The following is a 13,407-nucleotide window of genomic DNA, read 5'->3' as shown; positions in this document are numbered from 1 at the left end:
TTGGCATCTGCGAGCACTTTCCGCACCCGCTCCGGCTCTACCGTAGAACTGCACAACGAGTGTTCAGATCTGGGCGAGGAGTTTCACGAGTGTCAGCGCTGCCCAAAACTCGTTCCGGTCCGATGGAGATGATCAGAGTCGGATCGTTCTCCTCCGGACGCGGCCCGCGACTGGTTGCAGCCGTCACCGGCCAGGCGTCGTATCAGGTAGCTCAAGCCCTCATTCCGGTGCTGATCGGTACCGTCGTCGACCGTGCAATCGGAAAGTCCGACAGCACAGCACTTCTCGTGTGGCTTGCTGTGTTGTGTGCTCTGTTCGTGGGACTTGCTCTGTCGTGGCGCATCGCGGTTCGCCTGAACACGCAGGTCTTCGTCTACGGCGAACACGACCTACGATTGAACGCTGCCAGACGGGTCCTCGATGCCAGAGGCATGCAAGCTCAGCGCTCGACGGGTGAAGTTCTCACCATCTCCACCTCGGACGCCTCACACGTCTCGGGCTTCTCCTGGGTTGTCGCCGAACAGGGCTCAGCTTTTGCGGGGCTCGCCGCGGCAGTGATTTCGCTTGCCTTCGTCTCGTGGCCGCTCGCACTGATCGTCGTACTCATCACTGCTGCGCAGCTCGTATTCATCCACAAGATCAGCGGTCCACTGGACGAGCGTGTGTATGCAGAGCAGAAGAAGGCAGCCGAGGCAGGCATGCTTGCAACTGATTTCACGCTGGGCCTGCGGGTACTGAAGGGTTTCGGAGCCGAGCCCACGGCCCTGTCGCGATACGTCAACGCGAGCCGGGAGTCGATGAAGGCAGCGATCCGGACGGTCAGAGCAATGTCCAGCCTGACCGCGCTCAATTCCGGGGTCTCCGCGTTGGTGCTGGCTTCGGTCGCGCTTGGAGCCGCGTGGATGGCGCATCAAGGCACGATCACCGTGGGCAACTTCGTCACCGTTGTCGGCTTGAGCAGGGTCATTGCCGGTCCGATGGAAACTCTGGGGTTCTTCGGTGCAGAACTCGCTGCCAAGCGAGGCTCCGCACGCAGACTGTCCGAACTCCTGGCCGAGCCGCACCTGATCGAACCGACGCCTTCCACCGCCCCGATCAGCGCTGTCAGAAGTGAAGACGCCCTGCTGATTTCGACCGACAACGGAACAGTCGTCTCAGCTCGCCGCGGCGAGGTGGTGGGCGTGCGCGCGGACGATTCCGCTCACCGACTGGCACGCCAACTCGCCTTTCAGACTCCGCTGGACCCCGACTCTTACTTCGTATTCGGCACCGATGCAACCGAACTCGGCCCGGACGGAGTTCGCGATCAGGTGTTCGTGTCCGCTCATGAAGGAACCGTGTTCACCGGCACCGTCTTCGACAATCTGGCTGCACCGAACGTCGACTCGTCGGCAATGACGTCATCTGCGCTCGACGACGTGTTGACGCATCTGCCCGACGGCCACCTCTCCGAGGTAGGCGAGCAAGGAAAGAAACTCTCCGGAGGTCAACGCCAACGCCTTCTCCTCGCCCGCGCTCTCCATCAACCCCAGCCGATCCTGGTCCTCCACGAACCCACCACTTCCGTGGACTCTGTCACCGAGCATCGAATTGCACACTCCCTGAGAAACTTCCCCGACAAGGCCATTCTGGTGATCACCTCGAGCCCGACCCTGCTCCATTCGTGTGACCGTGTCGTCACGATCGACCACGGCGTTCGGGAGGGAGAGTCGCTGTGACCGATACCCTTCCGGATGCATCTGCTGTTCCGGTTGTATCTGCCCTGCCGATCGCGTCGACCAAGCAGACCGTCCGCGCATTGATCGCACTGCTTCGGCCACGCAAGCGAGCGCTCGCACTCACGACCGTCGTGCTTCTCTCTGCTACGGCCTGCGGCCTGTCCACCCCGGCACTGCTCGGACTCATGGTCGATGCGGTCACGGAGGGCAAACCGTTTGCCTCACTCCTGCGTATCACCGCGTTCATGCTCGGCGCAGCGGCAGCAGGGGTTGCGCTGACCTGGTGGAGCACACAGCTTCTGGCGAACGTCGCGCAGAACGTGCTGGCCGATCTTCGTGAGGACGTGTTCGCCGCCACCCTCGCGCAGCCGTCGTCACTGGTCGAGGATGCCGGAACCGGTGATCTGATTTCCCGGGTCTCGGGCGACGTCGAAGCGGTAAACACCGTCATCGCGCGAGTACTACCCGCCACCGTGTCTGCCCTGTTCATGATTTCACTGACGCTTGTCGGTGTGGGAGTGATCGATTGGCGCTTCACCGTGGCAATCGTTGCCGTTGCGCCGATTCACTATTTCGCTCTTCGTCATTTCCTCCGACGCTCCGGACCCGTCTACCGACGCTCTCGCGCTGCGCAGGCCAGGCGGGGACAACAGCTCATCGAAACTCTCGGAGGCGCAGGCACTGTCACTGCCCTGCGGCGAACAGACGAGCACATCGACCGAATCGCCGAGACCTCCGAGCATGCCATCAGCTTCGACATGCAGGCAGTTCGCCTGCGCACCAACTTCTTCGCCCAACTCAACGGCGCCGAACTGCTCGGACTGGCCGCCGTCCTGAGCGTCGGCTACTGGCTCGTGACCACAGGCTCGGTGTCCATCGGGGCCGCTACCGCCGCCGCCCTCTACTTCCACAGTCTGTTCAGCCCCATCGCGGTATTTCTCTCGAACATCGACGAATTGCAGGATGCGGGTGCCAGCCTGGCTCGCCTGATCGGAGTCACCGCGATGCCCGGGCGGCCCACGAGCATTCCTGCCTCGGCTCGGTCCGAACCCATCGGCGTCGAGGTGGACCGGGTTTCCTACTCGTACGACAACTCCACCCCGGTGATCGATTCGATCTCGATCTCGATCGCACCGGGGGAACGAATCGCCGTCGTCGGAAGCAGCGGCGCCGGAAAGACCACGCTCGCCAAACTGATTGCCGGCATCATTCCCGTCGGGGACGGGCGAATCACCGTCGACGGCACACTGATTGACGACCTGAGTGATGCCGAACTTCGGCACGAAGTCGTCCTCGTCAGCCAGGAAGTTCACGTGTTCGTCGGGACGATCGCCGACGATCTCCGGTTGTGTGCACCAGATTCGGACGATGCGAAGATCGCCGAAGCCGTCGACACGATGAAAGCTCAATGGATTCATGAACTTCCGGACGGACTCGAGACCAGGGTCGGGGCCGGTGGGTACCAGTTGACGGCGGCGCAGGCACAGCACATAGCCCTCGTCCGACTGGCTCTGCTCGATCCTCCCGTCGTCATCCTCGACGAGGCGACTGCCGAAGCCGGAACCACCGCAGCCGGTCTACTCGATCAGGCAGCCGAGCTCGCAGTCACCGGCCGGACCGCCGTGGTGATCGCACACCGGCTGAGCCAAGCAGTCCGCGCCGATCGCATACTCGTCATGAGCGGTGGCCGCGTAGTCGAGAGCGGGACACATGACGAACTGATCGGCGCGGACGGTTCCTACGCTGCACTGTGGGAAGCCTGGTCGGTACGGAGCTAGAACCCCGCCAGACTCACCCGAAAGCCGTTACAACTCAGCTGCTACGACGCCTGCGGGCGATGTCCGCCAGGACGACTCCGGCGGCAACCGAGGCGTTGAGCGACTCGACCGGACCGGCCATCGGAATCGACAGGATCGCGTCGCAGTTCTCGCGGACGAGGCGCGAAAGGCCCTTGCCCTCGGAACCGACCACGATCACAACGGGACCGCTGCCGTCGAAATCGTCGAGAGTGGTGTCGCCCTCGGCGTCGAGACCGACGACCTGAACACCCTTCGATGCCCAGTCCTTGAGCGTGCGGGTGAGGTTGGTTGCCCGAGCAATCGGCAAACGAGCGGCAGCGCCGGCGCTGGTGCGCCAAGCGACAGCACTCACGCTCGCGCTACGACGCTCCGGAATCACGACGCCGTGTCCACCGAAAGCTGCGACCGAGCGCACGACGGCACCCAGGTTGCGGGGATCGGTGATGTTGTCCAGCGCGACGAGCAGCGGCGGCTCGGCATGCTTGCGTGCCTCCGAGAGAAGATCGTCCGGGTGCGCGTAGCGGTACGGCGGAACCTGCAGGGCGATGCCCTGGTGAAGACCGTTGGCGCTGAGGCGATCCAGATCGGTGCGGGGGACCTCGAGGATCGAGATGCCGGCATCCGCAGCGAGCTGAACGGATTCCTTCAGTCGATCGTCGCTCTCGGTGCCGACGGCGACCCACAGTGCAGTCGCCGGAACGCCGGCGCGTAGGCACTCGACCACCGGGTTGCGTCCGAGCACTGTCTCGGGACCGTCGAGAACCTTGCGGCCCGGACCCGGACGGCCACCGCGGCCCTGCTTCTCGTCGGCACGTGCGGCGCGCGCTGCACGCTTTGCCGCGGGATGCTTGGTGCGTGCCTCGGCGGGCGGCGTAGCGCCACGCCCTTCGAGACCGCGACGGTGCTTACCGCCGGAACCGGCAACCTGGCCCTTCTTGGTGCCGCCCTTCCGGACTGCGCCGCGCCTGCTCGAGTTTCCAGCCATTGTTACTGCCCTGCCTTAAGGGACCATTCGGGTCCGTCGGGAGTATCGGTTACTTCGATACCCGCCTTGATGAGGCGATCGCGAACCTCGTCCGCCACCGCCCAGTTCTTTTCCGTACGTGCCTGCTGCCGACGATCGAGATCGGCCCGCACCAACACGTCCAAAGCTTCCATTGCCGTCTCGGTGTCGCCACCGGACTGCGTCCAATGCTCGTCGAGTGGGTCGACGCCCAGGATCGCGAGCATGGCCCGCACCTGGCCGGCAGCCACCCGAGCCGCGTCGAGATCACCGGCAGCGAGCGCGGAATTACCCTCGCTCGCCTTGCCGTGAATCTCGGCCAACGCGATCGGCACCGACAAGTCGTTGTCGAGAGCCGCCGCGAAACCTTCGGTCCACGTACCGAGTTCGACGCCGCCCGCACGCTTGTGTGTGCGCAGGACGAACGACTCGAGCCCCTGGTAGGACTTCGCACTTTCGTCCAACGCCTCGTCCGAGTACTCGAGATTGGAACGGTAGTGCGCACTACCGAGGTAGTACCGAAGTTCTTGCGGACGAACCTTCTTGAGCACGTTCGGCACCGAGAGAACGTTGCCCAACGACTTGGACATCTTCTCGCCACTCATCGTGACCCAGCCGTTGTGCAACCAGTACTGAGCGAAATCGTCGCCGGCGCACTTGGCCTGCGCAATTTCGTTCTCGTGGTGCGGAAAGACGAGATCGCGTCCACCACAATGGATGTCGAATGCCGCCCCGAGATAGAACTCCGCCATGGCCGAGCACTCGAGGTGCCAGCCCGGACGGCCGGGTCCCCACGGTGTCGGCCACGAGGGCTCACCGGGCTTGACGGCCTTCCAGAGGGTGAAGTCGCGAGGATCGCGCTTGCCCTCGGCCGCACTCTCGCCCTGATGAACGTCGTCGAGTTTGTGGCCGGACAGTGCGCCGTACTCGGGGTAGCTCTGCACGTCGAAGTAGACGTCGCCGCCCGCCGCGTACGCGTGGCCGTTCTCGATCAGGCGTTCCATCATCTCGACCATCTGCGTCACGTGACCGGTGGCCCGCGGCTCGATGGACGGCGGCAGCACACCCAGTTGGTCGTAGGCCCACGTGAACGACCGCTCGAACGTCGCCGCCCACTCCCACCAAGGTCGACCGGCGCCGGCGGCCTTGTTGAGAATCTTGTCGTCGATGTCCGTCACGTTGCGCACGAAGGCAACGTCGTTGCCGTGCGCCAACAGCCAGCGTCGCAGCACGTCGAAAGCGACGCCGCTACGAACGTGTCCGATGTGAGGATCGCCCTGAACTGTCGCCCCACACAGGTACACCGATGCATGTCCGGGGGCCAACGGAACAAAATCCCGAAGGGCCCGCGTACCGGTGTCGTATAGGCGCAGGGTCACGACCAGCGATCTTACCTGTCGTGTTCGGTTGTCATGACCAACGCGGTGGCCATGGCGGCGATCCCCTCGCCGCGACCGGTCAAGCCGAGGCCGTCCGTGGTGGTCGCGGACACCGAAACAGGCGCGCCGAGAATGTCCGAGAGCACCTTCTGTGCCTCGTCGCGACGTGGCCCGATCTTCGGACGGTTGCCGATGACCTGCACCGCGGCGTTGCCGACGGCGAACTGGTTCTCTTCGAGCAGTCGGCGAACCTCGGCAAGCATTCGAGCGCCGCTCACGCCGTCCCATTCGGGCCTGCCGGTGCCGAAAACCGAACCGAGGTCACCGAGGCCCGCCGCAGAGAGCAACGCGTCACACAGCGCGTGGACGGCGACATCGCCGTCCGAATGGCCCGAGCACCCGTCTGCTTCCTCGAACAGCAACCCGGCCATCCAGCAAGGACGACCGACCTCGATGGGATGAACATCCGTGCCGAGACCGACGCGCATCTAATTTCCGTCCTGTGAATCCGCACTCAACGCTGTCTCCGAGCTCAGGAGCGCCCGTGCAAGGACCAGGTCGAGCGGAGTGGTGATCTTGAAGGCGAGAGCGTCGCCGGGAATCGTCTGCACCGAAACACCGAGACGCTCGACCAGAGCGGCGTCGTCGGTCGCGGCGACGTCACCGGCGTCGTACGCACTGCGCAGGACGTCGGTGGAGAATCCTTGGGGAGTTTGAACCGCACGCAACTCCGAACGCAGAGGCGTACCGGTGACTGCGCCGAGTACGTCGACCGACTTGATCGTGTCGGTAACCGGAAGTACCGGGATGACAGCGGAGCTGCCGGCTCGGAGAGTTCCGACGACGCGCGCGATCAACGCCGGCGGTGTCAATGCCCGTGCGGCATCGTGCACGAGTACAAAATCTGCGTCGCCGGCAGCGCTGAGGCCGGCTCGAACCGAATCGGTTCTTTCGGCACCACCGCCGACGACGTCGACGTCCGCTGCACGACCGAGGTCGGCTACGACGGATTCGACCAGTTCAGGCGGCACAATGACAACAACGCGGTCGATCGCTCCGGATTTCCGGAGTCCATCGACCGCGCGTGCAAGCATGGTGCACCCACCGAGTTCGACAAATGCCTTGGGCAATTTCTCGCCCAATCGCACTCCCCGACCTGCGGCAGGTACCAGGGCTACTACTGCCACTGTCAGCTTTGTTGTGTTGCAGTCAGGACGCGGCCGCGAGGACCTCGTCGAGAATGGTCTCTGCCTTCTCGGTGTCAGTGCCCTCGGCGAGCGCGAGCTCTCCGACGAGAATCTGACGAGCCTTGGCGAGCATGCGCTTCTCACCAGCGGAAAGTCCGCGGTCCTGCTCACGACGCCACAGGTCACGAACAACTTCTGCAACCTTGTTCACGTCACCTGAGGCAAGCTTCTCGAGATTTGCCTTGTATCGACGAGACCAGTTGGTGGGCTCTTCGGTGTGCGGTGCTCGCAGAACCTGGAAAACCTTGTCGAGGCCTTCTTGGCCGACCACGTCACGAACTCCGACGTACTCTGCGTTGTCTGCAGGAACCCGTACTGTGAGATCGCCTTGAGCGACCTTCAGAACCAGGTACTCCTTCTGCTCACCCTTGATGGTGCGGGTTTCGATAGCTTCGATCAGCGCCGCACCGTGATGGGGGTATACGACGGTGTCTCCGACCTTGAAAATCATGTGTCCCGTGCCCCTTTCGATTCCACTAGTTTAACACGTGAAAGAACCGACCACTCATCAACTGTGCAGGTCAGGGGCATCCTTGCTCGAGCGTAGGGGTTGACAGGGCTTGTTGTACGTGCATTCAACTGGTCTGGAGCACCCCTGCGTAACGGACTGAAAGCCCACGCAGACAACCGTTGTGGCGACCCGACGGCCAGCCCGCGGGACCTTATCTACTACTCTGCCTAGTGGAGTGCGAACCTGACGCCGTGGAGGACAAATCGTGACTGCTATCCGTAAGCCGACTCGTCGAGTCGCTACCGCCATTGCACTGGCTGCAGGCGCAGCCATCGCGCTGTCCGCTTGCGGTTCCGGACAGGTGAGCCAGACCGCCGTCCAGCAGGCCGCCGTGAACGGCAACAGCGCCGACCTCGGTGAGATCGCACTGCGCAACGTGCACATCGCTTACCCCTCGTCCGAGGAGTACAGCATCGAGCCGGGCGGCAACGCCGTGCTCGCGTTCACCGTCGTGAACGACAGCGCCGAGACCACGGACAAGCTCGTCAGCATCACCACCGATTACGCAGCACGCGTCATCGCAGGTGAAGAGGTAGGTGGCTTGACGATCAAGCCGCAGACGTCGCTGCAGGCCGGTCAGTTGCCCGCAGGCGAAGGCGCCGCGACCGAGGCCGAGACCCAGATCAAGAACAACGAAGAGAACGACGACGCACCCGCTGCGCTCTCTCTCGTCGTTCTGCAGGACATCAAGGCAGGCGTTCGCCCCGGCTTGACCGTCCCGATCACCTTCAAGTTCGAGAAGGCCGGATCGGTCACCGTCGACGTGCCTGTCGACGCGGGCCCGCAGCTCGAGCGCAACGAGTCGGACAAGTCACCCGACGTTGCAGAAGCTGGGCACTGAGCCTCGAATCACCAAGGCGCACAATGCGCCTCGCAGAACAACTTCAGAATCACACTAGAGGCGGGGTCCATGTCGGACCCCGCCTCTAGTCTGTCCCGGTGGCCAAAGTGAAATCGAACTACCGCTGCTCCGAATGCCAGTCGGTAGTGCCCAAGTGGGTCGGTAGATGTCCGGACTGCGATTCGTGGGGCTCGATGACCGAGGTCGCCGTAGTGGCACCCGTCGCCAGTCGCGCCGGCGCCTCACTCGCCAAAGCAGGATCAAGCGCCGTGCTGCCTACGACGCCGGCCACGCCGCTGACACAGATCGACAGCACCTCGACGCAGGCCAAACCCACGGGGATCGGCGAGTTGGACCGCGTCCTCGGCGGTGGCGTCGTACCGGGTTCGGTGGTGCTGCTCGCGGGCGAGCCCGGCGTCGGAAAATCGACGCTACTTCTCGAGGTCGTCTACCGCTGGGCGATGCGCAGCGCGGATGATCGAGCGTTGTACGTCACGGGCGAGGAGTCCGCCGGTCAGGTTCGGCTTCGGGCAGATCGCACCAACTCTGTCCACGAACGGATGTATCTGGCGGCCGAATCCGATCTCGCGACCATCCTCGGCCACATCGAGCAGGTCAAACCGACACTGGTCATCGTCGACTCGGTGCAGACCATGCTTGCTGCCGACGTCGACGGGGTCGTCGGCGGCGTGACTCAGGTCAAGGCCGTCACCAGCGCCCTGACCTCCCTGGCAAAGGCCAGCGGAATCCCGGTGCTTCTGATCGGCCACGTCACCAAGGACGGCGCCGTCGCCGGTCCGCGCTCGCTCGAGCATCTCGTGGACGTGGTTCTGCACTTCGAAGGTGACAAGCACTCCACCCTGCGCATGGTCCGCGGCGTCAAGAACAGATTCGGTGCGGCCGACGAGGTCGGATGCTTCGAGCTGAGCGAGCAGGGCATCAACGAGATCAGCGATCCGTCCGGCCTGTTCCTGCATCACCGTGAAGAAGCTGTGGAAGGCACTGCCGTCACCGTGATGATGGACGGTAAGCGACCTCTACTCGGTGAAGTTCAGGCGCTCGTCGCCGCCACGCCGCTACCGACACCCCGCCGAGCCGTCAGCGGGCTCGACACCGCCCGTGTGGCCATGGTTCTCGCCGTGTTGGAACGCCGCGTCGGAGTGTCGATCTCGAAGGCCGACGTCTACGCCGCGACCGTCGGCGGTATGCGGATGACCGAGCCGGGTGCCGATCTGGCTCTCGCCATTGCGGTCGCTTCCGCCGTGAAAGCCAAACCCGTCCCCAAGGGGCTCGTCATCCTCGGCGAGGTCGGACTCGCCGGGGAGGTTCGACGGGTTGCCGGGGTGAACCGACGGCTGATCGAAGCTGCCCGACTGGGATTCACCAGCGCCATCGTGCCGGTCGATTCCGGCCCGAACATTCCCGGCATGCGCGTCAACGAAGTGGCGAATCTGGCCGAGGCACTGGCCTACGCCGGATTGATGGGCGGCAAACAAGCCCCGTCTCGCCCCAAGCTCACGCCGGTGAAGTGATCGTCGTTCGGCCGACTACCTCGTCAGACCGACGAGGTGCCGAACGGGGACGTCGGTTCGCCGTCCACGAACTCCTTGGTCTTGGCGAAGTGTTCCGAGGTGATGGTCAGAAACAGTCCGCGGGAGGTTCCCACCACCGTGTCCGGATCCGCTGTCGGACCTTCGACGATCACCGCTTCTGCACTGGTGTAGACCTTGCGGCGTACAACACCGTCGATGCGAGCCCGGAATTCGAGCACCGATCCCAACGGGATCGGCCGGGCGAAGTCGATCTCGAGGTGCCCGGTCACCACCGGCGAGCCGAGAGCCATACATGCCATACCTTGAGCCTCGTCGAATGCCGTCGACAGAATGCCGCCGTGAATGACACCTGGACCGCCCTGATACTTCTTGGCGACCTCCAGACGACCGGTCACTTCCAATCCGTTACCAGCCCTGAAACTCATCGCCATTCCCGCAGGCTGGTCGTCGCCGCAGCCGAAGCATTTCGACCAGTGCTGAGGCAGCTTCTCGCCGGCGGCCGGAAAGAATTCGACCGGCTCCGGGACAGTCAGGTCATCAGGCAGGGTCCAGGTACTACTCATGGATAGGTAATCTAAACGGGAATCCGTCCGGCGCAGGCATCGGACCCGACCGAAGTGACATCGACCTCAGCAGGGAGTTTCTCAATGATCAGTGCGATGGCGGACACACAGTCGTCGTCGGCATTGCGAGAGACCATCGCCAGGTTGGCGCCGGGTACCGCTTTGCGAGACGGGCTCGAACGAATTCTGCGCGGCCGTACCGGCGCGCTGATCGTCCTCGGATACGACGAGGAAATGGAAGCGCTGTGTGACGGCGGATTCAACCTCGACGTGGAGTTCGCACCGACCCGATTGCGCGAGCTGTCGAAGATGGACGGCGCGGTTGTCCTCTCGACGGACGGCACACGCATCGTGCGTGCCAACGTCCAGCTGGTTCCCGATCACAAGATTCCCACCGTCGAATCCGGCACGAGGCACCGCGCTGCCGAGCGCACGGCAATTCAGACCGGCTATCCCGTGGTCTCGGTCAGTCAGTCGATGTCGATCGTCAGTGTGTACGTCGGCGGCATCCGGCACGTCATCGACGGCTCGGCCACCATACTTTCGCGCGCCAACCAGGCCGTCGCGACGCTCGAACGATACAAAGCGCGACTCGACGAAGTGACACGGCAACTGTCGGTCGTCGAGATCGAGGATTTCGTGACTCTGCGCGACGCGTTGACCGTCGTACAGCGCTTGGAAATGGTTCGCCGCGTGTCGATCGAAATCGAACAGGATGTCCTCGAGCTCGGCACCGACGGTCGCCAGTTGGCACTGCAGCTCGAAGAACTGGTCGGCGACAACGACATTGCACGTCAACTCATCGTTCGGGACTATCTTGCCGGTCCCGAACCCATCGGCACCGCGGCGATGGACAACGTCCTCGTCGCACTCGATCGCGTCACCGACGCCGATCTACTCGATCTCACGACTCTTGCGCGTGTTCTCGGTTATCCAGGCACGATCGAAGCTCTCGACACTCCGATGACTCCTCGCGGATATCGCGTGCTGATGCGTGTACCTCGATTGCAGTTCCATCAGATCCACCGGTTGGTCGGATCCTTCGGCACTCTCCAGTCGCTGCTGGCCGCTACGGCTGCCGATCTGCAGTCGGTCGAGGGCATCGGCGGGCTGTGGGCTCGTCACATCCGTGAGGGACTTTCCCGGCTCGCGGAGACGTCGATCACCGGATCCTTCAACTAGCGGGCCTGTTCGGGCTTGCCCGCGCTCATGCGATGTTGAACGGCTCCGGGGAGCTTCGCAGTGCACCGAGCTGCCCGACAACCGTGTAAGCGCCTGCGCCCACCGGATTGCGCTCGGGGTTCTGCGCGGTCGCGCACTCGGGGGTCGACGTCGTGGCCGACCAGGCGACCTTGAACGCAGCTTGCTCGCCGGGCGCGAGATTGCGTACGTCGGCTGCGGGCTGTGGGTAGCAGTCGACGTTGGACCACAACCGGGTCTTGCCGTCGATGCTGTAGACGAGCACCTGCTGAAGGCCGCCCGCCAGATCTCGATCACAGGGTGCCGAACCGATGTTGGTGATGACGATCGTGAACGACGGCTCTTCGCCGGGAGCGAAGGTCGCCTTGTCTGCGGTGGCCTTGACTGCCAGCGACGAGTCGGCGCACTGACCGGCCGGGACCGGAGCCCCGGTGGTCGACGAAGAGGAAGAAGACGAAGACGATCCCGAAGCCTGCGTGCCCGAGCCACCTGATCCACCGGCAGCGCCGCCACCCGAGCCACCGCCACCGTCCGGCGCGTTGGAGCCGGAAGGGTTGGGGGTGAAGGAGACGTCCGTCGTCAGCGAGGAACTCGCAGCGGCCGAATCGGCCTCCGGGGTATCACTTCCACCGCCGAAGAGGGCGGACGCCGCCCAGATGATCAACGCCAGTGCAATGACGGCGGCACCAATGGCCAGCGCCCGGCGACGCCAGTAGATCTCGGGGGGCAGTGGTCCATTAGGTTCCAACACGGACTCAACGGTAGTTGGCGCAGGGTCCACTAACCGTCAGCTGAGGCGGCGTGTCGGTACCCATTGTCTGCTGCCAGGTACCACTGCCCCGGAAGATCTAACCCTCGACGGTCTCGACGCTCTCGCCGATGTCGCCGACCGCGCCCTGAACTCGCATGTGACCGTCGGACAACGTGTACGTGACGCCGACGATCGCGCACGCACCCTTGTCCACCTTGTCGGCGATGATCCGGGACCTCTGCATGATCAGCGAGCCGGTCTCCACGACGTGACGGCCTTCGAGTTCGTCCACGGTGGACAAGCCCTCGTTGCGGCCCATCAGGATGGACGGAGCAACACGCTCGACCACACTGCGGATGAATCCGTCGGGAACTGCGCCCTTGTCCAGGGCGTCGAGCGTTGCCTTCACGGCACCGCAACCGTCGTGCCCGAGGACGACGATGAGCGGCACGTTGAGCACGTGAACCGCGTACTCGATGGAACCGAGCACCGAATCGTCGAGCACGTGACCTGCAGTGCGCACGACGAACATGTCGCCGAGACCCTGGTCGAAGATGATCTCGGCGGCTACGCGCGAATCACCGCAACCGAACAGCACCGCTGTGGGGTGCTGCCCATCGACGAGTTTCGCGCGGTCCGCGATTCCCTGGCTGGGGTGAATGGACGCGTCGTTGACAAATCGCTCGTTGCCTTCGCGAAGGGACTTCCAAGCGGAAATGGGGCTTGATCGTGGCATTCACTCATTGTGCACCCGCCGCATTTCGGGCTCTCGCCGGGAAGGTTGCGTGGACGCAAACGAAAGTTCCGCGTCGACATTCGCGCCCGGTGATGAAGTGGCCGAA

At 63.8% G+C, this 13,407-nt stretch carries 13 protein-coding genes; 5 read left to right on the top strand and 8 right to left on the bottom strand.

Annotated elements, in window-relative coordinates; translation table 11 throughout:
- Window positions 1-89: 89 nt before the first annotated feature.
- Entirely contained in the window at window positions 90-1,718 is a 1,629-nt protein-coding gene (locus tag AC1Q61_RS09580; protein WP_492650830.1) for an ABC transporter transmembrane domain-containing protein, read from the top strand.
- Window positions 1,715-3,496 (top strand): ABC transporter ATP-binding protein, encoded by a 1,782-nt coding sequence (locus AC1Q61_RS09575; protein WP_047269645.1) that lies wholly within the window; start codon window positions 1,715-1,717, stop codon window positions 3,494-3,496. Before AC1Q61_RS09580 ends, AC1Q61_RS09575 begins: the two co-directional genes overlap by 4 nt.
- 34 nt (window positions 3,497-3,530) lie before the next feature.
- Here the strand turns inward: AC1Q61_RS09575 and rlmB are convergent, their stop codons facing one another.
- The 5 genes from rlmB to carD are packed head-to-tail and all read right to left on the bottom strand — an operon-like array spanning window position 3,531 to window position 7,597.
- Window positions 3,531-4,502, bottom strand: coding sequence for a 23S rRNA (guanosine(2251)-2'-O)-methyltransferase RlmB (gene rlmB, locus AC1Q61_RS09570; RefSeq protein ID WP_003945749.1), 972 nt, complete (start codon window positions 4,500-4,502; stop codon window positions 3,531-3,533).
- A 2-nt stretch (window positions 4,503-4,504) separates the two neighbouring features.
- Complete coding sequence (gene cysS / locus AC1Q61_RS09565) at window positions 4,505-5,899, bottom strand: cysteine--tRNA ligase (protein WP_003945830.1); 1,395 nt, start codon at window positions 5,897-5,899, stop codon at window positions 4,505-4,507.
- An 11-nt stretch (window positions 5,900-5,910) separates the two neighbouring features.
- The gene (gene ispF, locus AC1Q61_RS09560; protein WP_047269647.1) at window positions 5,911-6,387 is read right to left on the bottom strand and encodes a 2-C-methyl-D-erythritol 2,4-cyclodiphosphate synthase; all 477 of its coding nucleotides are present in this window, start codon (window positions 6,385-6,387) and stop codon (window positions 5,911-5,913) included.
- On the bottom strand, window positions 6,388-7,086 hold the full coding sequence (gene ispD / locus AC1Q61_RS09555) for a 2-C-methyl-D-erythritol 4-phosphate cytidylyltransferase (RefSeq protein WP_039972758.1): 699 nt from the start codon (window positions 7,084-7,086) through the stop codon (window positions 6,388-6,390). It abuts the gene before it with no gap.
- 22 nt (window positions 7,087-7,108) lie between these two features.
- Window positions 7,109-7,597: an RNA polymerase-binding transcription factor CarD gene (carD, locus tag AC1Q61_RS09550; protein WP_003945666.1), complete on the bottom strand. Its 489-nt coding sequence runs from the start codon at window positions 7,595-7,597 to the stop codon at window positions 7,109-7,111.
- 265 nt (window positions 7,598-7,862) lie between these two features.
- Between carD and AC1Q61_RS09545 the strand changes: the two genes are divergently transcribed.
- Window positions 7,863-8,498: a copper chaperone PCu(A)C domain-containing protein gene (locus AC1Q61_RS09545; RefSeq protein WP_007726888.1), complete on the top strand. Its 636-nt coding sequence runs from the start codon at window positions 7,863-7,865 to the stop codon at window positions 8,496-8,498.
- A 98-nt stretch (window positions 8,499-8,596) separates the two neighbouring features.
- Entirely contained in the window at window positions 8,597-10,030 is a 1,434-nt protein-coding gene (gene radA, locus AC1Q61_RS09540) for a DNA repair protein RadA (protein WP_003945739.1), read from the top strand.
- Between the two features lie 23 nt (window positions 10,031-10,053).
- On the opposite strand, the gene AC1Q61_RS09535 is transcribed toward radA, so the two are convergent.
- Window positions 10,054-10,614 (bottom strand): PaaI family thioesterase, encoded by a 561-nt coding sequence (locus tag AC1Q61_RS09535; protein ID WP_003945494.1) that lies wholly within the window; start codon window positions 10,612-10,614, stop codon window positions 10,054-10,056.
- A 96-nt stretch (window positions 10,615-10,710) separates the two neighbouring features.
- Between AC1Q61_RS09535 and disA the strand changes: the two genes are divergently transcribed.
- A complete protein-coding gene (gene disA / locus AC1Q61_RS09530; RefSeq protein WP_024487741.1) occupies window positions 10,711-11,796 on the top strand; it encodes a DNA integrity scanning diadenylate cyclase DisA in 1,086 nt (361 codons plus the stop codon).
- Window positions 11,797-11,821: 25 nt separating this feature from the next.
- Here disA and AC1Q61_RS09525 read toward each other — a convergent pair whose 3' ends face one another.
- Entirely contained in the window at window positions 11,822-12,565 is a 744-nt protein-coding gene (locus AC1Q61_RS09525; protein ID WP_007726893.1) for a DUF4232 domain-containing protein, read from the bottom strand.
- 97 nt (window positions 12,566-12,662) lie between these two features.
- Window positions 12,663-13,301 (bottom strand): carbonic anhydrase, encoded by a 639-nt coding sequence (locus tag AC1Q61_RS09520; RefSeq protein ID WP_007726896.1) that lies wholly within the window; start codon window positions 13,299-13,301, stop codon window positions 12,663-12,665.
- Between the last annotated feature and the right edge of the window lie 106 nt (window positions 13,302-13,407).

It is taken from the genome of Rhodococcus sp. MPR-R1B, assembly GCF_058793255.1.
This window is presented reverse-complemented; position numbering and strand designations above follow the sequence as displayed.

What these genes read in the sequence shown, in the direction of transcription:
- rlmB (WP_003945749.1), bottom strand. Translation starts at nt 4,502, where the DNA reads ATGGCTGGAAACTCGAGCAGGCGCGGCGCAGTCCGGAAGGGCGGCACC.
- ispF (WP_047269647.1), bottom strand. Translation starts at nt 6,387, where the DNA reads ATGCGCGTCGGTCTCGGCACGGATGTTCATCCCATCGAGGTCGGTCGT.
- carD (WP_003945666.1), bottom strand. Translation starts at nt 7,597, where the DNA reads ATGATTTTCAAGGTCGGAGACACCGTCGTATACCCCCATCACGGTGCG.
- AC1Q61_RS09535 (WP_003945494.1), bottom strand. Translation starts at nt 10,614, where the DNA reads ATGAGTAGTACCTGGACCCTGCCTGATGACCTGACTGTCCCGGAGCCG.
- disA (WP_024487741.1), top strand. Translation starts at nt 10,711, where the DNA reads ATGGCGGACACACAGTCGTCGTCGGCATTGCGAGAGACCATCGCCAGG.
- AC1Q61_RS09520 (WP_007726896.1), bottom strand. Translation starts at nt 13,301, where the DNA reads ATGCCACGATCAAGCCCCATTTCCGCTTGGAAGTCCCTTCGCGAAGGC.